Genomic DNA, 23550 nt, shown 5'->3' with positions numbered 1-23550 from the left:
GTTGCGCTTCATTCCCTGGTCCTCTCAATGGGCCAGAGCTTACTTCAAAATGGATTATTTCAACGGGGCAAGGTCAGCGCCAAACGCCCTGCGAGCGCCTGCGCGATACGTTGAAATCGGTATGGTGGTCGTAGCCCTTCGCCATGTTCGCATTCCTACAAGCGTGGCCGCTAACAGTGCAAGCACCAAGGCGCGGTATCGGAGCGCCAACAGGACGGGGCCGGGCTGGTGCTTGAAGGTAGCAGATCGATTTGTTGAAGCGAACGACGAGTTCGAGGCGTAGACTGCGGAAAATCAGTTGTTCCGGGGTTTGGGAAAAACCAGACTTCATTTTGCGGCACGAAATGTTGCCTTCGGCAAAACTGCGGTGCTTTCAGCAGCTAAGCGGCAGCGTTTCCGCCCGATCACACGAATAAGTCACATAATCAGCATTATGGAACTACCTGACGCCCTAGTGTATCTGCACGCCATTCAAGATCGCGATGCCACGGCGAAAGTGTGGCGCTGCATGTCGAGGACTGCCCGATAGGCCTGCCGCACCGTTTCGGCGAAGACGAACGGGCCTGGGCGGAGGCTTGAGGCGGCTGTGCCGACCAATGACAGGCCGGGCAAAGGGTTGCCGTCAACAAGGAGGCCTCCGCTGTCGTTGACGCTCAGCAGGCCTAGGTCCGCGCCGAGCAGTCGAGCGAGTGCCGAAGCCGAGGGAGTTTCGCGACAGTCGATCGTGTTGTCGTCTTTCCTTTGCGGGAAGCGCGACGAAACGAAATGCGTGCGGCCGGTTTCGAGTTCGGCAACGAGGCGGCGGTGAATGTCGCGTGCGATGCGGACGGAAAACTGTCGATGCAGGTCCAGGAGATGGCGGCGATAATGGTTCCGTTCCTTTTGCGGCAGGTTGCGCCAGACGGCCGAAAGGCGAAGGGAGGCCGCGTCGACCACCGACTGCCACTGGCCGCTTTCCCGGTTCTCTGCGCTGCGACACTCTCGACGGATGTAATGGAAGGCATCCCGGAGCGAACGGCTGGCCGGCGGCGGGCCAAAACTTGCCCTGTCATGGCCGCGCCCATGGGGTTGCGGCAGGCTGCCGGTTGCCGCGCGGACATGGACCGGTCCGGTATAACCGCTTGCGCGCAGGTCAAGAAGGATCGCCGCAAAGCGCGGGCCGTTGCCGAGGAGTGTCAGTACCGGCGGTTCTTCGCATTGGGACAGCCGATCGGCAGCCGCATGGGCCGCGCGCCAGGAATCGGCTTCGCGTTGTGCTGCCCCTAAGCCGGTGGCAATGAAGACATGATCGAACTCGGCCCGGTCCCCTTCCCGGAAACGGAGCTGGACGCGGTCGTTTCGGGGAACGGCATCGCGTACCTCGCCACGGAAGGTGCGGATGCGAATGTCCTTGCGAAGGCTCAGGGCCTCGCTGAAGCGGGCCAGCACATAATCCCGGAAGAGCGCGCGGGGAACATGCAGATCTTGCGGCCCGCGCAACGAGGCAATCGCACCATCGGCCAAAAGGTTGCCGTTCAGCCAGTCGGCGAAGTCGTCGGGACGATCGGGGATGACCGACAGGTCACGCGCCGGTTCGGTGGCCAAGGCCTTCCCAGCGGGGCCATTGCCGAAGGCACCCGGCGCGTCCTCCGCATCGATCAGCCAAGCTTCGAAGGGCTGATGAAACCGCTTCATGAGGGCGATCGTCGTGGCAAGGCCTGAGAGGCCTGCCCCGATCACCGCAATTTGCATCATCGGGCTCTCTTGCCGTGCGGGCCTTTCAATGAACATGCAATACCCCTTCCCTGCACCCTGGAACGAGACGTCTGGCAGCATGATAACGCTAATTTCTGTAATTTCTACCTTTTTAGTGTATTTTGTTGGCGGCTAGGTTTTTGATGGCAATCGGCCCGTCGATCGCGCCTTCGGACGAGGCATCCAGAAGGTCGGCGAGGGTCGTACTGTCGAGGATTTCGCCGTATACGAAGGCAATCCGCGCAAAGACACGGCGGACGGTGCACTGCTTTTTGTCGCGGCAGTCCCGGCAATAACCGCCATTTGCGAGACATGCGACAGGCACCAACGGCCCCTCAGTTGTGCGCAGAATGGCGCCGAACGTGATCTCATCCGGGCGTCTCAGCAGGAGATATCCCCCGCGCTGGCCTCTTCGGCTTGCGACAAACCCGGCCCGCTTCAGCTCCAGCAATATCTGCTCCAGAAACTTCTTCGGGATGCTTTCTCGACTGGCGATCACCGAGATGGGCAGCGGGGCTTCGGGATGCATCCGGGCGAGAGCACGCAACGCACGCAAGGCGTATTTGGATTTTTGCGAGATCATGGGGCCTTGCTCCCGCGTGAGGGCGCGGCGCGTGGCGAGCCTGTCATCTGGCGGAAATCCTCGCGCTGATGTTTTCGGCAACCGAACGCGCCTGAACGCGGATATCGGGTACTGCGGTAATCTCCCAGTGACGCCCGGCGGTCAGCGGCCCCATGGCGTAAAGGCCGGATTTGCCGTTCCCACCGGCGGCAAAGGCCGTAGAATTTTCGTCGACGTCGATGCCAAGTCCGGCAGGATCCGATTGCACCAGTCCGTGATCGGCGAGGCTTGTCAGAAGCGGTGAAGCCTTCACCGTACATCGGTCGAAACCGGTGCAGTTGACAATCAGGTCCGTGGATAGCGCCAACCCGTCGCGGGTCTTGATCCGGACCTCGATCCGCCTGCCCACCCGTCGCACCGCCTCCAGCCGCCCCTTGTGGCAACGAAGTTGCCCGGTTTGTTGAAGTGTCTCGATTTGACGTGCGACGCGAGGCGCCATCCGGTGACGGTGGACACTCCAGAAGGTGGCCGCATGACGCAGAAAGCGCGCTTGTTGGGTGGGGTTCCAGCCGGTCCATATGGCCTGGGTAATCGGGCGCAGACCGTCCATGACGGCCCGCCAGTCTGGTGCGACGCCTGCTTTCGCGCGCAGGATCGATAGCATTTCACTCACCTCGCCGCGTACCGGGATGAGCGCCGGTGCTGCGGGATCGGCGCGTTGGTCAAGGTGTGCTTGCGGCAGCAGAGCATGGCGCGAGACGGCGTGGATCTTGCCACGAAAGCCCCGCCGTTTGAGCAGCAGGCATTGGTCGATCATGGTCAGGCCGGTTCCGACGAGCAGGACGTCGCCATCGCCGGCTAAGCGTTCGAGCCAGTCTTCTGCCCAGGGATCGTGCACGATGAAGGGCTGGATATCGGAAGAAAGCTGGTCGGCCGGAAGAGGCAGGCGCGCAGTCCCCACCCCCGTGCAAAGCGCTGCGAAGTCGGTCACAAGCTGCGTTCCATCCGAGAGCCGGAACGTCAGGCCGCGATCCTGCACAGCCTCGGCGCTGCAGGCCTCCGCATCGACGAGGGTCAGAGCAGCGCGATTGGCCGTGCGCTTCAAGGCGGCATCGAGGCTGTCGCCGAGATACCGGCCGTAGAGTTGCCGAGGCACGAAATCGTTTCCTGCCGCCGACGTGTCGTTCTCAGCCAGCCAGTCGACGAAATGGTTCGGCCGATCAGCAAAAAGGCTCATGCGGCCAGCCGGCACGTTCAGGAGAAGGCAGTCAGGATTGGCGGCGTAGGCGATTCCCCGCCCGCGTTTGCGCATTGCGCCGACGAGACAGACCCTCGCTGTCGCCGGCAACACGTCGACGAGGTTGAGCGACAGGGCAATGGCCGAAAAGCCCGATCCGATGACGGCAACATCCGCATGTGTGGTCATTCAAATTCCTCCTGCGAGGATCCGCTCGGAAAGGCAGACGCTTATCTCTACTAAATATATCGATTTTAAATTTTCTCAATACGCTAAACAAAACGCCGTCACTATCCGCCAGGTTCCCCTCACCGTCCCGGGCAAGTGCCTTGTATGGGACATGCGGAATGGTAGAGTGCGGGCGAACATGCTCGTGCCGGTCGGACTTGAAGCCGTGGATGCGGGAACAAAGAGCTCACCCGCGAATTCCTCGCGGCGAGCGCGGGGTTCCGCTAGATCGCCGTGAGTGCTTTGAAAACGTTAAAGGTTTCGCAGTTCTGTCGATTCTGGACATGCAATCTGTCCGCCGTTTTCGCGGCAGAGCAACGGAAATAATCTATACAGTCTCTATAGAATGTGATCTTTTCACCTGTCTCAGCCTGTGCGCCCTGAAACCACCTTCAGCAAGGAGCAGACGACATGGGTACGATTTCATCGCCGCTTGACCGACCCATTCGAACCGCCGCCGTCATCAGCACGGAGGACGAAGCGATCGCGGTGGCACGCACGATCGCGGGTGTTTTTGGCGGTTCGGTGCCGGCGCCGGAAACGGCGGAAGCGCGGCTTGACCTTCTCTCACGCTCCGGTCTGCTCGGCGTTTCCGTACCGACTGATCACGGCGGCATCGATGTCTCCAACACCATCCTCGCCACCATCTGTACTGAAGCGGCGGCGCAATCGGCAACGCTCGGTGAAATTCTCGCCGCTCATTTTGTCGGTCTGGAGCGTGTTCGAAGTTTGGGTACGGAGGGACAGCACAACACGGTTTTCTCCGCAGCGCTTGCCGGCGCGCGGCTTGCGGGCGCCTCAGTACAGCGCAAGGATGCGTTGACGCTGGTTCCGCATGGCCTTGGCTGGCGCTTGAACGGCGAGGCATTTTGTACCCCCTGTACGCGGCATGCTGATTGGGTGCTGGTGCCGGCGCGGCCCGGCGGCGGCAAGACGGCCGGACTGCTGCTTTCGGTTCGTGTATCGGGCCTGCGCTATGCCGCAAACACCTGCGAGCCGGCAAACGGAAAGCCGCAGCCGGCTGAGCATGTGCTTTTCAAGGATGTCGTGGTCGACGGCGATACCCTGTTGCATCCCGCTGGCGAGGGCGTGCAACGCTCCGTCCCCCACGACCTCGAATTGCTTCTCGAAGCGTCGCGACATCTCGGCGCGGGGCGTCGCGTGCTTGTGCACATGTTGGATCGACCGGATGCCGCACCGTTTACCGTCGGTCTGCTTTCGGCACGGCTTGCAGCGGGGGATGCGATAGTCGCCGAGGCCGGGCGCGCGATCGATGCCGCCCAGATCGGGCTCGCCGAACATCATCGCACCAACGCCTTCCTCGCCGCCGCCGCCGCTCTGGCCATTGCCCGGGAAGCGTCCGACCATGTCAAGGATGCAGAGACCGCGCGATCCGGTGACGCAGCGTCAACCGGCGGCCTTCCGGGGCACTTGCTTTCTGCCCTGCAGGAAAGCGGGCAAATTCATCTCGATCTGCACCGGCATCGTGAGGACGGGGAAAAGTAGGCCGCAAGATTCAAGTGATCTGTGCAGTATTATCTTCAACAATTTGTATTATTTATATTTTCCGTATTATATAATAACGTTTCCAGCCAGCGGAACAATGCGAATCATGGCGCACGCCCTGCATGGGCAGAGGTGAAACTCACGCTTCGTTCCGCATAAAACAGCCAATGGTGAAATTCGCTGTTGCCAAGCGCCAATCCACTTAATAAAGTGTTAAGTGAAAGGTGAGGCCATGGACGATATCGCTGTTGCTGCGAAGAATCAGGCTGTTGTCGGTGAGAAGGTCAAGGCTTTCCGCACCGCCCGACGCATGTCGCTGCGCACGCTGGGAGATGCTACCGGCACGACCGCGAGCTTCCTCAGTCAACTCGAGCGGGGCCTGAGCGGTGTCAATATCAGCACGCTGATGCGCATTGCCGGCGCGCTCGGCATCAGCCTCACCGACCTTTTCGACGATGGATCCCCGCCCGTCGGTCGCGTCCTGCGCAAGCATGGGCGCCCTGCCCTGCCGCCGGCCGAGGGCTATCGCAAGATGCTTCTGTCGCGCCGTCCGATCCGCGACATGGAAGTCTATATCGGTGAATTCGATCCCGGTGGCTCGACGGGCGACAAGCCTTACAGCCATGGGGATTCGCATGAACTCTTCTTCGTTCTGCAGGGCAAGGTGGAACTCACCCTCGGCGAGGAACGCCATGTGCTGTCGGCCGGCGACAGCATCGAATATCCAAGCTCGGTTCCGCACAAGACCGAAAACATCGGCACGGAAACCGCTGAAGTCCTCTGGATGATCGCGCCGCCCACCAGCGTCGCGGATGACCTCGACAAATACCTGCCACGGCCGGGCTCGTAACCGCAGCAGGAACAACGCACGCGAGCGCTACTGGGAGTAATGACGATGAAGAATTTTGCGAGGGCTTTCGCCCTAACGATGACGTGCGCCCTGGCGTTGCCGGCGTTTGCACAGGAAAAGCCGGTCGCCGGCGAAGTGAAGGAAGGCTCGCTCAAGGGAAAGACGCTGACCTTCGTCTCCTATGGCGGCATCTACCAGGACGGCCAGGTCGCCGCCCTTCAGGATTTCGTCACGAAATCCGGCGTGACGCTGCTCAATGACGGCCCGACGGAAATCGCCAAGCTGAAGGCGCAGGTCGATGCCGGCAACGTCACCTGGGATGTCGTCGATACCGCCGACCTGCCGCCCTACGTCCATTGCGGCACGCTGTTCCAGAAGCTCGACTTCTCCAAGCTCGACGTCTCGAAGATCCCGCCGAACCAGGTCGGCGAGTGCTCGGTCCCGGCGATGAACTACGGCGTCGTGCTGATGTACAAGAACGAGACCTACAAGGACAATCCGCCGAAGAACTGGGTCGACTTCTTCGACACGGAGAAGTTTCCGGGCAGCCGCGCCATCGACGGCAGCGGCGATCCGACCGGCGGCCTGATCGAGCAGGCCTTCAAGGCAACCGGCGGCGATCCGAAGGCGATGACGGCCGATGACATCGAAAAGGGCATCCAGAAGCTGCGCGATCTCGGCCCGGACACGATCTATTGGAAGACGGGCGCTGAATCGCAGCAGCTCGCCGAATCCGGTGAAGCGGACATGGTCATGATGTGGACCGGCCGCGCGATGACCGCCGTGAAGAACGGTGCCCAGTATACGCCGGTCTGGCAGGATTGGCTGGTCGTCATGGACCAGATGACCATTCCGGTCGGCGTCAAGGATCCCGATGCTGCTTACGCCCTTCTCAACGCCTATCTCGGGGCGCGCTCGCAGGAGATCCTGACCGAAAAGACCTCCTACACGCCGATCAACCTCGACTCCAAGCCGAAGGTGGATGACGTCACCGCCGCATTCCTCACCAGCACACCGGAGCGTATCGGTCAGAGCTATCAGCAGAACATCCCGTTCTGGGTGAAGAACTTCGATCTCGCCGCCGAGAAGTGGAATGCGCTTCTCTCCGGCAACTAAGCCTTGATCCCTCGCAAGTCCGGCTTCGGCCGGACTTGCTTCCATGACGGGAGATCTCCATGACCGCCACAACCCCCGACCTAGCCGTCAGCGCTGAACAGCCCAGATTCCTTTCACGATTTCGCCCCCGTGGCGCGGTCTGGCTAGCGGCGCCCGCCGTGCTGGTGCTCGTGATCGCACTGGCCTATCCGCTGGCGATCGTCGTCGTCCGCAGCTTCACCGATCCAGCGCCCGGCATCGGCAACTACGTCTGGTTCTTCCAGTCCGCGGTCAATAGGACGGTGCTGCAACGGACCTTTGTGGTCGCCGCCTGGGTAACACTGGTTTCCCTCATCTGCGCCTATCCTTACGCCTACGCCATGACCATCGTCGGCAAGAATGTCCGGCTGGTGTTGATCCTTTGCGTGCTCGTGCCCTTCTGGCTGAGTGGCGTCGTGCGCACGCTCGCCTGGGTCATCCTGTTGCAGGATTCCGGCGTCATCAATTCGTTTCTACGCAGCCTCGGCCTTTCGCCTGTCAAGCTGATCCGCACGCTGCCCGGCGTGATCATCGGTATGACGCAGGTGCTGCTACCCTTCATGATCCTGCCGATCTATTCCGTGATGAAGGGCATAGATACACGCCTGTTGCAGGCTGCCCGCAGCCTCGGCGCAAAGCCCTGGCGCGCCTTCGTGCAGATTTACATGCCGCTGTCGCTTCCCGGCGTCTATGCCGGCGTCATCATCGTCTTCATCCTGTCGCTCGGCTTCTACATCACGCCGGCACTGCTCGGTGGCCCGCGCAGCACCATGCTGTCCTCGCTCGTGCAGAACCAGGTGTTGAGCCTGCTCAACTGGGGCCGTGGTGGCGCCATGGGTGTCGTTCTGCTGGTCGCAACCTTCGTGCTGCTCGCCATCGCCGCCCCGCTGATGCGGCAGAAACACACCAGCTCGCGCAGGGAGGCCTGAGCCGATGCCCTCTTTCCCGCGCGTTCTCCTCGGCCTCTTCTGCCTGCTCGTCGCCGTGCTGTTGCTGGCGCCGACGCTGGTCGTGATCCCGATGTCGTTCAACGGCAACAAGTCGCTGGCTTTCCCACCGGTCGGTTTCTCGTGGCAATGGTACGGCAACTTCTTCACCAATCCGGACTGGACGACGAGCTTCACCAACTCGCTGTTCATCGCCCTCATCGTCGCTGTCGTCGCAACTGTCGTCGGCACCCTCGCCGCCTTTGGCGTGACCCGCGCGGCGGCGCGCACCGGCGGGCTGCTGCGGGCCCTGCTGATCACGCCGATGGTCGTGCCCGGGGTGGTGCTGGCGATCGGCATCTATGCCGTCTATCTCGACGCGCATCTGGTCGGTACCGTCACTGGCTTCGTGCTGGCGCATACGATGCTCGCCATTCCTTTTGTGTTGATCGCGGTGCAGGCAAGCCTCGAAGTCTTCGATCGCCGGCTGGAGACAGCGGCCTCGAGCCTCGGCGCCGGCCGGCTGACGGTGTTTCGCACAGTGACGCTGCCGCTGATCCTGCCGGGCATCCTGTCCGGTGCGCTCTTCGCCTTCATCACCTCGTTCGACGAAATCATCGTCGCGCTGTTCATCACCAGCCCCTACCTGAAGACCCTGCCGGTGCAGATCTACTCGTCGATCACCCGCGACGCCGACCCGACGGTTGCCGCCGTCGGCACCCTGCTCTTCATCGCGACGTCGCTCATCATCATTGCCGGCCTGCTCTTCGGCATGCGCCGTGGAAGGACATGACCATGAATGCACCCCAACGATCCGCTGGTGCTGCGATCGAAATCCGCAAGGCCTCGAAGCGTTACGGCGCTTTCGTGGCACTCAACGACATCGATCTCCACATCCGCCCCGGCGAATTCATGACGCTGCTCGGCCCCTCTGGTTCCGGCAAGACGACGACGCTGAACCTGATCGCCGGCTTCACCGACATCAGTTCCGGCACGCTGGAAATCGGCGGAAAGAGCGTGACCGGCCTGCCCTCGCACAAACGTAACATCGGTGTGGTCTTCCAGCACTACGCGCTCTTCCCGCACATGACGGTCGGCAAGAATGTCGCCTATCCGCTGACGCTCCGCGGCATCAAGGGCGAGGACCGCGAACGCCGGGTCAAACGCGCGCTCGACATGGTGAAGATGGCGGATTTTGCCCATCGCTATCCGAACGAGCTTTCCGGCGGCCAGCAGCAGCGCGTGGCGCTCGCCCGAGCGCTGGTCTTCGACCCGCCCCTGCTCCTGATGGACGAGCCGCTCGGCGCGCTCGACAAGAAGCTGCGCGAATGGCTCCAGCTCGAGATCAAGCGCATCCATCGCGAACTCGGAACGACCTTCGTCTACGTCACCCACGACCAGGAGGAGGCGCTGGTGCTGTCTGATCGCATCGCCGTTTTCAACGGTGGCCGCATCGAGCAGATCGGTACGGGACGTGAACTCTACGACAATCCGGCGACGCTGTTCGTTGGTCGCTTCATCGGCGAATCCACCGTATTGCGGGGCGCAAGCGAAGTCTCCGGTAATGACACGATCATGACCATCGGCAACGACAGGATCGTGGCGCACAGCCGCCTTGCCGGCGATGCCCGGCCGGTCATGCTCCTGCGGCCGGAGCGCGTGGCGCTGAAGCGTGCCGGTACCGATGTCGTGACCGGCGAAAACCGCCTGTCCGGCTCGGTCGCCGAGGCGATCTATCTCGGCTCCGGCTCGAAGTACGAGATCCGGCTCAACGACGGCACGATCGCCGTCGTTCGCAGCCCGCTCGGCGCAACGGATTTCGCCATCGGCGACAGCGTAGACATCGCCTTCATGCCCGCCGACCTCATTCTTCTTCCCGACGATGCCAGCGCCGACGTGACGCTGACTTGAACCCGAAAGCATCCCCATGGACGTCAAGACCAACGGCAACATTTCCTTCTGGTACGCCGATATCGGCGGCATTCCCCAGAAGCGCCCTCCCCTTCCCGGCGATCGCGAGGCCGATGTCTGCATCATCGGCGCCGGTTACACCGGCCTGTGGACCGCCTACTACCTGAAGAAGGCCAATCCGGCCCTCGATATCGTCGTGCTCGAGCGGGAATTCGCCGGATTCGGCGCGTCGGGCCGCAATGGCGGCTGGCTCTCCGGCGGCTTCAGCTGGTCGCGTGAGAAATACGCAAAAACCTCCAGCCGCGGCGCCGTCGTCGACATGCAGAACGCCATGGCCGGGACCGTCGACGAGGTCGAACGCGTCACCAAGGCCGAGGGCATCGACGCAGATCTCATTCGCGTCGACAAGATCATCGCCGCCACCAACGCCGCCCAGCTTGAACGCGTGCGCGAAAGTTACCAGTTCGATCTCGACTGGCAGATGCCGCCGGAACGTGTGCAGCTTCTGTCGGCGGACGAGGCCGCAAAGCACATCAACATCGCTGACCTCCGCGGCGCCATCATCTACCGCGGCATGGCCCGCGTGCAGCCGGCCAAGCTGGTGCGCGGCCTTGCACGTGTCGTCGAAGGCCTTGGCGTGTCGATCTATGAGGGAACCAGCGTCACCTCGTTCGAGAAAGGTCGTGTCGAAACCGACCGCGGCACGGTGCGCGCGCCCTACATCATCCGTGCCACGGAAGGCTTTTCCGCGGGCCTGCCGGGCTATGAACGGACATGGCTGGCGCTGAACAGCGCGCAGATCGTCACCGAACCCGTGCCGGATGCGCTCTGGAAGCAGATCGGCTGGGAAGGCCACGAACTGCTCGGCGATGCGGCGCACGCCTATTGCTACGCCCAGCGCACGCGTGAGGGAAGAATCACCATGGGCGGGCGCGGCGTACCCTATCGCTTCGGCTCGAAGACCGACGTCAACGGCCAGACGCAGCAGGCGACCATCGACGCGCTGCACGGCATCCTCACGCGGTTGCTGCCGCAGACGAAATCGCTGAAGATCGACCACGCCTGGTGTGGCGTGCTCGGCGTGCCGCGCGACTGGTGCACGACGGCTGGTTTCGATCGCTCGACGGGTATCGGCTGGGCCGGCGGCTATGTCGGCCTCGGCGTCTCCAGCTCGAACCTCGCCGGCCGCACGCTTGCCGATCTTGTTCTCAACCGGGAGACCGAACTGACCGGCCTGCCCTGGGTGAACCGCACGGTCCGCAAATGGGAGCCGGAGCCGTTCCGCTGGCTCGGCGTGCACTCCATGTACCAGCTCTACCGCATGGCGGATGACCGTGAATTCGCCGGCCAGCCGCACACATCAAAGCTGGCGGCACTCGCCGACAGCATTACCGGCCATTGAAACACGCACTTTAAGACAGGACATATGATGACCAGTTTTGAGAATTTCGGCGACCTCCTGAGCCTCGATCTCGGCGCCTTCGCGTCGAAACAGACCTCGCTCGAGGGCAATCAGGAGGAGGCGGCCGTCGCCCTCTGGACCAGCCCCGACGGCAAGATGGAAACCGGCGTGTGGGAATGCACGCCCGGCCGCTTTACCGCCGACCGCAGCGACCACGCCGAAATCTGCCATCTACTTGTCGGTCGCGTGACGCTGCACAACAGCGACGGCACGGCAAAGGAGATCGGCGCCGGCGAAATGTTCGTGCTGCCGCTTGGCTGGCGCGGCGAATGGACGATCCACGAGCAGACCCGCAAGATCTACACGATGGTCGCTGCCGGCGTTTAAGCCGCTTTGATAGTTCGCCCATTGAGACAAATGGAAGGGCCGGGGCATGAAGCCCCGGCCCTTCCATTTTATCGACCGCCCTTCGATAGCCCGTGAATCTGAAAGCATTTCGAACATAAATCGAAGATTGCCCACAAAATGAAAAGGCAGTATCTGTACGCCACGTTCGCGTTCAACTTGCATCCGTTGTTATCGACATGCTGCTTTCCGCCCTTGCATAAGCATCGGCAGTTTGTGAGGCCTCTCGTCGTACCCAAGTCGGATGACGCGATCTTTCGCATCCTGGTGGGGGAGTTGGGTTGCACGGACTGGATTTGCATCGATATCGAAGCGGAATGAAGCCGCTTGTGGCGAGCGTGTTGCATCTGGCGGCGGCAGCAAGCCTCGTCGGCCTGTCGCCCGATCGTGCGACGGCCGACCCTGTGGATCGTGGCGGTTCGGTGGCCGGTTCGGTGATCGAGCAGAAGATGGGCGAGGAAGTCCGCTTCGTCGATTTTTCGAACTGGCAGAATGTGGTGCGTTACCAGAACCTTCTGGGCGGGGACGTGTTGCGCACCAACGCGGTCGGCCAGCTTGCCATTCTTTTCGCAGACCGCACCCAGGTCCGGCTCGGCCGCAATTCCGCGCTGCAGGTCAAGCAGATGGCGCCGGGCGACGATACCACGCTGAACCTCCAGTCCGGCACGATGTGGGCCCGCGCCCAGCGCGGCGGCCAGGGCCTTGCGGTGGAGACCCCGGCAGCGACGGCGGCAATCCGCGGCACGGACTGGACCCTGACCGTCAAGGGCGATCAGACCTCACTGGTCGTACTCGAAGGCCAGGTCGAGCTGAAGAACGACCTTGGCAGCGTGGAAGTCTCCCAGGGCGAAGCCGCCGTTGCGTCCGTCGGCCGGGCGCCGCAAAAATTCGTCATCGTCACGCCGGACGACCGCGAGCAGATGCTTTTCTACCTGACCCTGCGGGACGGCTTCACCATCATACCGGCAACGCCATTGCCACTCGATCGCATGCGCGAGGAGCAGGCGCGGGTCTCGGCTATTCCTGCCGATGCGCGCAGTGCAGACGACTGGCTGGTTCTTGCGGAGGTGAGCTTGAGCCTCATTGGGCGCGACGCGGCACGCGTCGCACTCGCCGAGGCCAGGAAGGGACGGCTGACACCTTCCGGCAAAGCGCGTGCCGCCATGACGGAGGCATTGCTGGCCGGCGCCGAGACGCGCTACGCGGACGCTGCGCGTCTCTTCGCAGAGGCGAAATCCGGGCTGGATCCTGTCCGCCGCGGCATCGCCGCCTATGGGGAGTATTATGCACGCTCGCTGGCGAGTCCCGAGCTTGTATTGACGCCGCCGGGAGAGGTTCGGGACCCCTATTCCGCCGTTATGAAAGCCTACACGGTTGGCTTCCTCGAAGACATTCCCGCAGCGATCGCCGTTATGCGCGATGCGGAGGCACGCTTTCCCGACGAATCGTCGCTTCCGGCAATCCGTGCGCTCCTTGCCCAACTCATAAACGACCGCGAGCAGATGCGCGAAGCGGTCGATCGCGCCCTCTCCCTCGATCCCGACGATCCGCTTGCCTTGGCTGCCCGTGCACGGTTTCTCGTCGATTTCGAAGGAAATCTAGAAGGAGGCCTCGCGGATCTGACACGCGCGACCGAGCTTGCGCCGGGCTCTTCCTCGATGTGGAACGATCTGGGCCTTCTGCAAGATGCGCGTGGCGCCACCCGCGCAGCGGAAGCGGCATTGATACGGGGGATCGAGCTCGATCCGGAAAGTCCCATCGGGCACGCCAACCTTGCGATTTTCTATCTCGATCAAAGTCGCATGAAGGAAGCTAAGCGCGAAATTGATCTGGCGATAGCCGCCGATCCTGCCTTCAGCTTCGCCCTGCTCGCCCGCGGCCGCTACTACCTGCAGACCGGTGAAGTGGAAAAGGCGGTGGACGACATGCTAGCCGCCTCTACCGCCAATCCGGGGCATTCACAATCCCAACTCCTGTTGGCGGCGGCATACTACGAAAGCGGTGCGCGGGAACCATCCGACCAGGCGCTCGACAACGCCGACCGGCTTGACAAAAACGACGCCACGATTTCCTCCATGAGAGCGGCCATTGCGATCGATGACTATGACGCGGAGGGAGCGATCCGCAACGCTCAGGAATTCCTGCGCCGATCACGGGCGCAGGGCGGCCATTTTGCGCCGCTCGAGGCCAACCAGACTGCCGGATCGACACTGAACAGTGCCTTCCGCCTACAAGGGCTCGATGCCTGGGGGCAGTACTACGGAGATGCTGTTTTCGACCCCTTCGCCGGCAGCTCCTACACCGACCAGTCGCTGCGCGGCGGCACCGATTCACTAACCAGCTCATTCACTCCGGGCGAAAACGTCATTACGGACAATCCGAACAGCAAGTCGTTTTCGTCGCTGATCCAGGGCCTGATGTTCGATCCGCATCTGATTTCCGGCCGCTCCCGTTCGGCCAATCTTCTGCGCCGACCCTTCTTTGAGGGGTCGATCGGCATCGGCACAACCCTCAATCCGGGCACCGAAGGATGGCTCGGCGAATTGACGCTTCAAAGCTACGCAAATGAGCCGGTGCCCATCAGCACTTACCTTAATTTGCAATATGCAGGGACGCCCGACGATACACGCCGTGTCGATGACGGTGTGGTATCGCGTGACATCGGCAATGATCCGGAAGTCATGAGCCTGACTGGCTACGTGACCTCCACCATCGCGCCTGATGACCGGCTGGTCACCTATGTGAACCACAGCAAATCCACCTTCGATATGAATGTACCGTTTTTCTTTCCCAATTACCCCGGTCTTTTGTATGGGTTGGAGACCACCTTCACGACGGCTGGCCTCGGCTGGAGCCATACCGTCGATTATCGTAATGTCATCAATGCAGCCCTGCTCTTTTCCTCGCTTGATTTCCGACGGGATATTCTCCGTACGGCTCCCCCGGATTTCGAAGACCTTACAGTGGAGTTCGGGCAGAAGAGCTATGTCGCGGCCGTCAATCATACCGTCGAGAGCGACGACCTCACGTGGCGTTACGGCATTGAGGGCGGATTTCTGGACAGTATGTTTGACTACAGAGTAGAGATTCCTGGCTGGCCGGCGGAGAGCGGGTCTGGTCGGGACGGGGGCTACTTCACGAAAGCTTACGTTGATGTATTGCATGACATCAGGCCGGAGCTGAAGGTGGAATACGGCCTGTTCGGAACCATTGTGGGCGGAAGCGACGACAATGCCAGACACCTGGAACCGCGGGTCGGGCTTGCTTGGATCCCCATCGAGGGGCACTGGCTACGTGCCGGCTACATCCGGCAAAGCTCGGATATGACGACGCCGACGCTCGCGCCTATTGGCATTCTCGGCTTGCAGCCGAATGATTTCAGCGTGGGCACAGACGGCTATTTCGACACCCTTGCCGTCAAGTGGGATGCTGAGTGGACCGATCGTTTCTTTACTACGGTCGACTACCAGCATCAGATTTTCCATGATCTGTCGATCAACGACGCTCTGATCATGTCGAACTTCGGTTTCAGCAGGGCGGAGGCCGACCGTCTCGCGATGACTGCCAATGTGGTGCTGGGTCACGGTTTCGGTCTGTCGGCGACCTATGCCCTGACCTTCTCCGAGGTCAAGGATCCGGATAGCCCTGCCTTTGGTCAGGATCTCCCCTTCCTACCTCGCCATTCCGGACAGGTTGCCTTCACCTATGTGAGTGAGGAGAATGTAAAAGCGACCATCGCCGCCAATTATATTGGCGAGCGATACGGTGATGTGAGCCCGCGAGTGTTGGATGGCTACTGGACGCTGGACGCCCAACTGACTTGGGAGCCGCTCGACAAAAACGTCGTCTTCGAGGCCAGCGCCTACAACCTGCTTGACGAAGATTTTGAGGTCACACCGGACTTTACTGGTTGGGGCCGCGTGTTCAAGGGTATGATTAAGGTTCGCTTTTGACCTGCCGACGCGTCACAATAGATGTTTGCCGCAAAGCTTTATCGAGCTGCACTTTTTGCGAACTTGGAGACGCGAACTGGCGCACAACGCCGGTGTGATCACCACTCCGGCGTTGTGCAAAAACGGCTCAGACGAGCGCCGTCACCTGGATTTCGACCAGCAGTTCCGGGGCGGCCAGTCGGGCTTCTACCGTGGCGCGGACCGGCAGGTTGTTCGGGTCGACCCACTGGTCCCAGACTTCGTTCATCTGGCTGAAATGGGCGATGTCGCGCAGCCAGATGTTGACGCTGATGAGCTTGGCCTTGGAGGTGCCGGCCTCAGCAAGCAGGCTGTCGATCGTGGCCAGGATGTCGCGGGTCTGTGCGACGGCGTCTGCACCGTCGCCGGTGACGCCGGCGGTCGTGACGATGCCGTTGACGACGACGGCTTCGCAGAAGCGCTTGCCGGGCTTGATACGCTTGATCATCAAAAATCTCCCTTGGTTGTGATCAGAGAATGGTTTTGCCGAAGGCCGACAGGATGAAGTTGGCGCATTCCGCGCCGATCGGCGATGGCAGCGCGGCATCAATGCCGGAAATGCTGAGCGAGCGCAACTTGCCGCTGAGCGCCGCCATTTCCATCGCTGAATGGGTCTCGCGCACCGTAATGCCGCCGATGCCGCCGCTCCAGCCGGACATGTCGGTCGCGGTCGGCGAATAGCAGAGATGGAAGCCGCGGGTGCCGGCGGACGCGATGGCAATCGCCTCGCGCATCGCCTGGCGCAGCCCCACGGCATCGATTTCCGCCATGGTGAAGATGCGCGTGCGCGAGGCCTTCAACGCCGCCGCCTCGTCCGGCGCCGCGTTGCGAAGGCCTATCAACACGATGTTCTCAGGCGCGACATGCGGTGGCAGGCGATCCAGCATGCGGCGCAGCACGGCGTTTTCCGCAGGCGGCGCGGCGGTGTCTCCTTCCGGCATCATCGCCGCGTCGGAATCGATCCAGATCATGCCCAGCGCATCGTGCCGGCGGCCGGCTTCCTCGACAAAACGGATGACATCACGCCTGCGGGCACAGACGGAGAGTGTCAGCGCGTTTTCATCCGCACTTCGCTCGAAACCAAGATGATCGATGCGCTCGGCAATGTTCTGCACGACGACGAGCGCGCCGCCAATCGCGTCCGTCTCGATCGCATAGGTCCTCGCCTCGCTCGTCTCGTGCACGTCCCGCATCGGAACCTTCTCCACATATTCTGACGTCATCACCGTCAGCAGCGCACCGTAATTCATGCGGAAGCTGACATTTTCGCCGACGGCCAAGGGCGGGTCGGCGTCGGTGAGGTCAAGCACTAGATGGTCGCTTGATGCGCCGAGAACCCTGACGCCCGGTCGGGTTGGCATCAGCCCCTCGGCGATCACGTCCTCGCGGCCGATATTGGCGATGCCGCGCAACCGGTCGCCCTCATCGACGAAGATCGGCACATTGCCGAAGGCATCGATGCCGGATTGGCCGATCGGCATGGAGGGTTTTGTCTTGACCTCCAGCAGTTCGCCGGTGAGTTCGAAGGCGTCGCGGTCGAGCGCCTCCCAGGGGGTGGTCAGGAACGTGTCGCGCCCGCCCTGCAGGATCGCCTCGCCAATGCGCAGGTTGTTGATTCCGACCGGCATGCCTCCTGCAAGCAACAGCGGCAGCGAGGAGGAGTTGCCGCCGGAAACCCAGTCGAGCGGGTGACCGGTAATGCTCTCCACCTTGTAGGCATGGGCGACGAGTTGCGTCAGGTTTTCCTGAGTGGGTATGATGGCACCGAAACAGGTGAGGTTCGTGCCGACGCCAGCTATGCGCACGCCCGGCAGGTTCATCACCGCTTCGACAGTCGGAATGAGATCGCTCGGCCAGATGCCTTCGCGCAGATCCCCGAGGTCGATCATCAGGATGATGTCGTGCACACGGCCGAGCCGCTCGGCTACGCGTGAAATCTCGCGCATCAATTGCAACTCGGATTGCAGGCTAATGTCGACGGTGCGCACCAACTCTTCCACGCGTGTCAGTGGCGGGCTGCGCAGCAGCATGATCGGGCAATCGATGCCGGCATCGCGTAGGCGGCGGATATTTTCGAAGCGGGATTCCGCAATGCCCGCCACACCGCCACGCAGCATGGCGCGCGCGACCTGCGGCATGCCGCAGGTGCCCTTCGTCACGCCGAACGGTGTAATGCCGGACTGGTGGCAGAGATCCACGATGGTGCGGGCATTGTGTTCGATGCGGGCGAGATCGATGGAGATTTGCGGGTCGGACATGCATCAGTTCCTATAAAGGAGGCCCGCGGTGTCGATCTCCGGTTTTCGGCCCGAAACCAGATCGGCGACGAGTTTCCCCGAGCCGCAGGCCATCGTCCAACCGACATGTCCGTGGCCGGTATCGAGGAAGAGGTTCTCGTAGCGCGCCCGTCCATGCACCGGGACGGAGCCCGGCATCATCGGACGCAGGCCCGACCAGAGCGTAGCCTTCCTTTCGTCGATGGCACCGGGGAAAAGGTCGTGCGCGGTGCGAAACATGTTCGCGAAGTCGGCGGGCTTGAAGCTGCGATCGTAGCCGGCGAATTCGGCGGTAGAGGCAAGGCGCAGCCTATTGCCGAGGCGCGAATAGGCGATCAGCCGATCCTCGTCGACGCCGCCCATTGTCGGCCCCTTGGCGGCGTCAATCGGCAGGGTCGCGGTATAACCCTTCACCGGATAGACCGGCACGTCGATACCGATCTTACGCGCCAGCAACGAACTCTCCGGACCGAGCGACAACACCGCTGCGTCACAGGCAACAGGCCCCTTGTCCGTCAGCACGGCCTTGACCCGACTGCCCTGGATATCGAGGCCAGTAACCGTCGTGCCGAAGCGGAAATCGACACCGTTGCGCATGCGGGCCTGTGCGGCGAGGCTGCGGGTGAAGAGGGATGAATCTCCCGTCTGATCCATCGAGGAATAGACGCCACCGGCAAGTTGGTGTTTGACGGCGGCGAGACCCGGTTCCAAGACCGCCAGACGTTCACGATCCACCACTTCGATCGCAAGGCCCCGGTCGGCGATGTACTGCATGTGTTTGACGCCGGCATCCATGCTTTGCTGCGAGCGATAGAAATAGAGAATGCCCTTGCGCCGCTCTTCATAGGAGATGCCGGTCTCTTCCTGAAGCGCGTTGATACATTCACGCGCGTAGAAGGCGAGGCGCAGTTTCACCTCGGTGTTGGCGTTGGCACGCGATTGCGTGCACTGCATGAGAAAACGCAGGCACCAGGAGAGAAACTGCGGATCGAGGCTGAAGCGCACCTTGATGCCGAGATCGGAGCGAAACAGCGATTTCACGAAGGTGGTGAGGGCGGCCGGCGAGGCCCAGGCGGTGGAATCGCCCGGCGAGACGAGGCCGGCATTACTCTGGCTGGTGCCGCGCGCCACGTCCTCGTGGCGCTCCAACACGGTCACGTCATGGCCATCCTTCGACAGATACCACGCCGCCGCCGTGCCGACGACGCCGGCCCCCAGAACGACTACTTTCATGACACTCCCCTCACCCTGGCGCGGTTCCGCTTTTCCGCTTTGCGAAACGGCCAGCCTTTTGTTCTTAACTGCTCACCGCACCCTGCTTGAAGGTCGGCGCGAAGCCGCCGGAATCCCCGTCGTTGAAGCGGATGATGCGCACCTCGTCCTGGAATTCGGCGCAGGATTGCCGCCAGACCGAGCCCGGCCAGACGAGCTCCACCGAGGCATCGAGTGGCCGGTAGACGGCTGTGTAGAGCGTGCCGTAGCCGCGTCCATAGGATGTCTGGTAGACCGGCGGGCGAAGAAATCCGGAAAGAACGCGCTCGACATCCGCCGACCCGGCCAGCGATTTCTCCACCGCCGCCTCGCGCTCGACCGATTTGGTGGTCTCGGCATGGCGGGCCCATTCGACACCGTGCTGGTGGTTGGTGCTGACGCGCCGTTCCACCACTTCGGCCGGGCGATCCGGATTGACATAGACGGTCGCGTGATTGCCCTGCCGATCGATGACGGCGATCGAATAGGACATGTGCACGGGAATGCGCTGCAGCATGGCGACAGCCTCCGCCGTCGTGCTGGCGAATTCCAGCACGTAGCGCAGCACGACGGGAATGCCGAACCCCTGCCCTGCGGCGGTGCGCCCGCCGAAGGAGAGTGAGACCGAAAGCCCGTCCTCGTTGATGCCGTCGAGCACGCCCCAGAGGCAATCGACCACCGCGACGACCCGCCTGCCGTTGAAGCGGGAGGCGAGCCAGGTACCTTCAAGAAGGCGCGGGCTATAGTCGTAGTTGCGGATCAGCGCCGGTTCCGCGCTGGTCAGGATCGCCTGCGAGCAGCCGCCGACATAGAAGGGCGGGCACCACATGGATAGGAAGCGCGCCTCCAGATCGCCGTCGCCGGCCGTTGCGACAATCGCCTCGTAGGTCGGCAGCAGTTCCGGCATGTGCTTGCGCAGCGCCTTGAGGCTCATGAAATAGGTCGGGCGCGAGCGAACCCCGTCGCGCACGAACCAGCGGCTATAGGCATGCCAGTGACGATCGAACACCCGGCGCCATTTGGGGCCGGGCATGTCTTCGTCGATGGCTTCGAACTGGAGGTCCATGATGTCCTACAGGATCTTGAACGAACCGGCTTCCGGCGCGTCATCGCGCTGGATTTCCGTCAGCGGCTTGCTGGCATATAGGCGCTTGATGCCCTTGATCCAGTTGCTGGCGCGCTCGTTCAGCTCGAATTCGTCGTCCATCACCCGCCCGCGCGTGATCAGGATGCCGAGGTCGGCGCCTTCGTAGCGATAATCACCGGGGCCGGTGATGCGCAGGAAGAAGGCCTCCTGCTCGCTTTCGATCGCCTGGCGATGATAGTCGAAGCGGTCATAGGACACGCTGCCATCCGGCGCCATGCGGTAGATGCCGGTCGCCGGCGCATGGGTGATGATGTCGACGAGGTCTTCAGTCGACTTGATGACCACCTGCGACCAGGAATCGATGAACTCTTTCCGCGCCCAGCGGTTGTTCAACTCCTCGACGTCGATCTTGTACTCGATGCCGGAGAACTCCATCAGGTGGAACAGGAAGAGCGGCGCATCGGCATAGGCGAAGGCGGCGTGGTTGGTCATCGAGCTGGCGCCGCAGATGCGCGGGTTCAACTCGCCGAGATAGACCTCGTTGTCCTCGACGTCGATCAGGAAGTCGAGATCGAAATAGCCGCGATAGCCCTCTTCGCGCAGCTGGTTGCCAAAGCGGTAGGCCATGTCGCGCGCCTTGGCGCGGATCTTTTCGGAGAAGGCTCCGGGGAAGATTTCGTTGCCGCACCAGCCGCCCTTGTAGGGCGTCAGCGCCGGCTGGCCGACGACTTCGGTCAGAAGCGGACCGACAAGCGTGCCGGAGCCGGTCGTGCAGGCCTCCATGGTCGCGCCGCGGCACTTGATGCGCTTCATGATCTTCACTTCGTCCTCCGCGGAAATCTCCGCGGCGTGACGATTGTAGTCCTCTTCGCTGGCGATGAAGAACGTCGTGTGGCCGCTGTCGCCGAAGGCGGTCTGCACCACGAGGTCCTTGCCGATGCCGGCTTTTTTCGCCGAGGACAGCAATTCTTCGTAGGTACGGGCCGGCGCCAGCGTGTTGGGCACGGAGGGCACATCGGCCTTGTTGCCGATGCGCACGGTCTCCATCTTGTTGTCGCAGCGCTGGCGCAATTTTGCCTTGGGAAACCAGACTTCTATGCCCAGTTCCTCACAGATCTCCTCAGTCGATTCGTCGAACATCAGGAAGGTTGCAACCGCGCGGCCGCCGCGCTTGGTGATGTAGTCGATCACTTCCTTGTGCTGCAGCAGGTAGTTGTTGATGTCCTCGATGCTCTCGAATTCGGCATGGGGGATTTCGGAGGGGACGAAGACGTTCGGGTGTCGGCCGTCGAAGCAGTCGATGTAGCTGACGAACTTGAAATTCCGCACCCATTCGTCGATGCCGATCAGGTTGAAGTTCGTCGCGGAGATGAAATAGATCGGGCGCTCGTTGCGGTGCATGACGACGCGCAGGTCGGCCACGTTGCGAATGGTTTCCATGATGTACCCCTCATTTTTCTTCGAGTGCTTCTTGCGCTTGTCGCGCTTCTTTTCGTTTTTCCGCTCTTTCTTCTTTTTCGACATGCCCCCCGGTCCGTCGTTTGGGTTATCGTTTCAGGCGTGACGTGACGTGTTTCACCTCGAGGTAGGACGACATGCCCCACGGCCCGAGTTCGCGCCCAATGCCGCTCGCCTTAAAGCCGCCCCAGGATGTCTGAACGAAAATCGCCTGCGGGCTGTTGATCCAGACATGACCGGCCTCGATGGCATTGGCCACGCGGTTCGCCTGCGCGTCGTCGCCGCTGACGACGGTGGCGACGAGGCCGAAATCGCAGTCGTTGGCGAGCGCGACGGCCTCTTCCTCCGTCTCGAAGGTGCGGATGCAGAGCACTGGCCCGAATATCTCCTCGCGCCACAGAGCGCTCGTTGTGGGCACATCGCCGAAGATTGTCGGTTCGATGAACCAGCCGTCCAAGCCGGCGGGCTTTCCGCCGCCGGTAAGCAGGTTCAATCCCTCGGCCTTGCCGCGCTCGATATAGGCCAGCACCTTGTCATGCTGCGCCTTCATGGTGATCGGGCCGATTTGCGTCCCCTCATCCAAGGGATCGCCGGGCTTCAGCGCCTGGCTTCCCGTGATTATGGCGTCTATTAGCTTTGGCGCAATTGATTTTTCCACCAGAAGGCGAGAGGTCGCGGAGCACATCTGGCCGGCATTGAAGAAGATGCCGCCGAGCACGCATTCCACCGCCTCGTCGAAATCCGCATTGGCGAAGACGACGATGGGCGACTTGCCACCAAGTTCCAGGCTCACCGATTTGACGCCCGGGGCGCCCGCCGCCATGACGCGTGCACCGACGGCGTTCGAGCCGGTGAAGGAGATTTTTGCGACATCCGGATGCGTCGTCATCGGCGCGCCGACGCGCTCGCCGGTGCCGGTAACGATGTTGAGCACACCGGGCGGCAAGCCGATTTCTTCGGCGATAGCGCCCAGTTCCAGCTCCACGACAGGCGTGATTTCCGACGGTTTCAGCACGACGGTGCAACCGGCGGCGAGCGCGGGAGCAACCTTCCAGGACGTCGTCACCAGCGGAAAATTCCATGGCACGATGAGGCTCGCGACGCCTGCCGGCTCCTGCCGCAGTCGGGCGTGAAACCCATCGTCAGGCAAGGCGACATCCGCATCCTGCCGATCCTGCAAGGCGATGGCCTGTTCGGCGTAATAGGCGAAGCAGGCGGCCGCATCGGCCATGTCGATGCGTGCCTCAACGAGCGGCTTGCCGTTGTTGCGCGAAGAGAGGCGCGCCAGTTCCTCAGCGCGATCTTGAAGCTTTTCAGCGATGGCGGCGAGGTAGCGGGCGCGCTCACGGCCACCGGCGTCGCGCCAGGCCGGAAAGGCAGTCTTGGCCGCTGCCACAGCCTTTTCGACATCCGCCGGCCCACCGGCCGAGACCTCATGGTAGGCGGTGCCGCGATAGGGATCGAAGACCGGGATGCGGCCGGGCTCTACAGGCTCCCGCCATTTTCCATCGATGAAGAGCAGGTTTCGCATCTGTGCCTCACGCGGCGAGGATTTTGGCGAGCGGTGAGCCGGCCTGGATTTCGATGATGGTGGGCACGTTGCGGGTGGCGG

At 62.1% G+C, this 23550-nt stretch carries 18 protein-coding genes; 9 read left to right on the top strand and 9 right to left on the bottom strand.

Going from position 1 to position 23550, the window contains the following annotated elements; all coding sequences use genetic code 11:
* Positions 1–471 precede the first annotated feature (471 nt).
* The 3 genes from AC1RT2_RS31870 to AC1RT2_RS31860 form a co-directional block, all read right to left on the bottom strand.
* The gene (locus AC1RT2_RS31870) at positions 472–1734 is read right to left on the bottom strand and encodes an FAD/NAD(P)-binding protein (protein WP_493108469.1); all 1263 of its coding nucleotides are present in this window, start codon (positions 1732–1734) and stop codon (positions 472–474) included.
* Positions 1735–1846: 112 nt separating this feature from the next.
* Positions 1847–2317, bottom strand: coding sequence for an RrF2 family transcriptional regulator (locus AC1RT2_RS31865; RefSeq protein ID WP_493108468.1), 471 nt, complete (start codon positions 2315–2317; stop codon positions 1847–1849).
* A gap of 43 nt (positions 2318–2360) precedes the next feature.
* Positions 2361–3722: an FAD/NAD(P)-binding protein gene (locus AC1RT2_RS31860; protein ID WP_493108467.1), complete on the bottom strand. Its 1362-nt coding sequence runs from the start codon at positions 3720–3722 to the stop codon at positions 2361–2363.
* 450 nt (positions 3723–4172) lie between these two features.
* Between AC1RT2_RS31860 and AC1RT2_RS31855 the strand changes: the two genes are divergently transcribed.
* The 9 genes from AC1RT2_RS31855 (at position 4173) to AC1RT2_RS31815 (ending at position 15848) form a co-directional block, all read left to right on the top strand.
* Positions 4173–5267, top strand: coding sequence for an acyl-CoA dehydrogenase family protein (locus AC1RT2_RS31855; RefSeq protein WP_493108466.1), 1095 nt, complete (start codon positions 4173–4175; stop codon positions 5265–5267).
* 232 nt (positions 5268–5499) lie between these two features.
* Positions 5500–6117, top strand: coding sequence for a helix-turn-helix domain-containing protein (locus tag AC1RT2_RS31850; RefSeq protein ID WP_493108465.1), 618 nt, complete (start codon positions 5500–5502; stop codon positions 6115–6117).
* 39 nt (positions 6118–6156) lie between these two features.
* Positions 6157–7233 carry an extracellular solute-binding protein gene (locus AC1RT2_RS31845; protein ID WP_493108464.1) on the top strand — a complete coding sequence of 359 codons (1077 nt, stop codon included), beginning with the start codon at positions 6157–6159 and terminating at the stop codon, positions 7231–7233.
* 53 nt (positions 7234–7286) lie between these two features.
* Positions 7287–8180 carry an ABC transporter permease gene (locus AC1RT2_RS31840; RefSeq protein WP_493108470.1) on the top strand — a complete coding sequence of 298 codons (894 nt, stop codon included), beginning with the start codon at positions 7287–7289 and terminating at the stop codon, positions 8178–8180.
* Positions 8181–8184: 4 nt separating this feature from the next.
* Complete coding sequence (locus AC1RT2_RS31835) at positions 8185–8970, top strand: ABC transporter permease (protein WP_069063031.1); 786 nt, start codon at positions 8185–8187, stop codon at positions 8968–8970.
* A gap of 2 nt (positions 8971–8972) precedes the next feature.
* Positions 8973–10088 carry an ABC transporter ATP-binding protein gene (locus AC1RT2_RS31830; RefSeq protein ID WP_493108463.1) on the top strand — a complete coding sequence of 372 codons (1116 nt, stop codon included), beginning with the start codon at positions 8973–8975 and terminating at the stop codon, positions 10086–10088.
* A 16-nt stretch (positions 10089–10104) separates the two neighbouring features.
* Positions 10105–11490, top strand: coding sequence for an NAD(P)/FAD-dependent oxidoreductase (locus tag AC1RT2_RS31825; RefSeq protein ID WP_493108462.1), 1386 nt, complete (start codon positions 10105–10107; stop codon positions 11488–11490).
* A gap of 24 nt (positions 11491–11514) precedes the next feature.
* Entirely contained in the window at positions 11515–11877 is a 363-nt protein-coding gene (locus tag AC1RT2_RS31820) for a cupin domain-containing protein (protein ID WP_493108461.1), read from the top strand.
* Between the two features lie 335 nt (positions 11878–12212).
* Positions 12213–15848 (top strand): FecR domain-containing protein, encoded by a 3636-nt coding sequence (locus AC1RT2_RS31815; RefSeq protein WP_493108460.1) that lies wholly within the window; start codon positions 12213–12215, stop codon positions 15846–15848.
* A 127-nt stretch (positions 15849–15975) separates the two neighbouring features.
* On the opposite strand, the gene AC1RT2_RS31810 is transcribed toward AC1RT2_RS31815, so the two are convergent.
* From AC1RT2_RS31810 to AC1RT2_RS31785, 6 genes are all read right to left on the bottom strand, one after another.
* Positions 15976–16317 carry a RidA family protein gene (locus tag AC1RT2_RS31810; protein ID WP_493108459.1) on the bottom strand — a complete coding sequence of 114 codons (342 nt, stop codon included), beginning with the start codon at positions 16315–16317 and terminating at the stop codon, positions 15976–15978.
* A gap of 19 nt (positions 16318–16336) precedes the next feature.
* On the bottom strand, positions 16337–18124 hold the full coding sequence (locus AC1RT2_RS31805; RefSeq protein WP_493108458.1) for an alanine racemase: 1788 nt from the start codon (positions 18122–18124) through the stop codon (positions 16337–16339).
* Positions 18125–18127: 3 nt separating this feature from the next.
* Entirely contained in the window at positions 18128–19375 is a 1248-nt protein-coding gene (locus AC1RT2_RS31800; protein WP_493108457.1) for a D-amino acid dehydrogenase, read from the bottom strand.
* 64 nt (positions 19376–19439) lie between these two features.
* Complete coding sequence (locus AC1RT2_RS31795) at positions 19440–20459, bottom strand: C45 family autoproteolytic acyltransferase/hydrolase (RefSeq protein ID WP_493108456.1); 1020 nt, start codon at positions 20457–20459, stop codon at positions 19440–19442.
* 6 nt (positions 20460–20465) lie between these two features.
* Complete coding sequence (locus tag AC1RT2_RS31790) at positions 20466–22004, bottom strand: biotin carboxylase (RefSeq protein ID WP_493108455.1); 1539 nt, start codon at positions 22002–22004, stop codon at positions 20466–20468.
* 22 nt (positions 22005–22026) lie between these two features.
* A complete protein-coding gene (locus tag AC1RT2_RS31785; RefSeq protein WP_493108454.1) occupies positions 22027–23469 on the bottom strand; it encodes an aldehyde dehydrogenase family protein in 1443 nt (480 codons plus the stop codon).
* Positions 23470–23550: the final 81 nt, after the last annotated feature.

It is taken from the genome of Shinella sp. GW821-FHT11G07 (genome assembly GCF_058808115.1).
The sequence above is the reverse complement of the archived record's forward strand: the minus strand, read 5'-3'. Positions and strand labels throughout refer to the sequence as shown.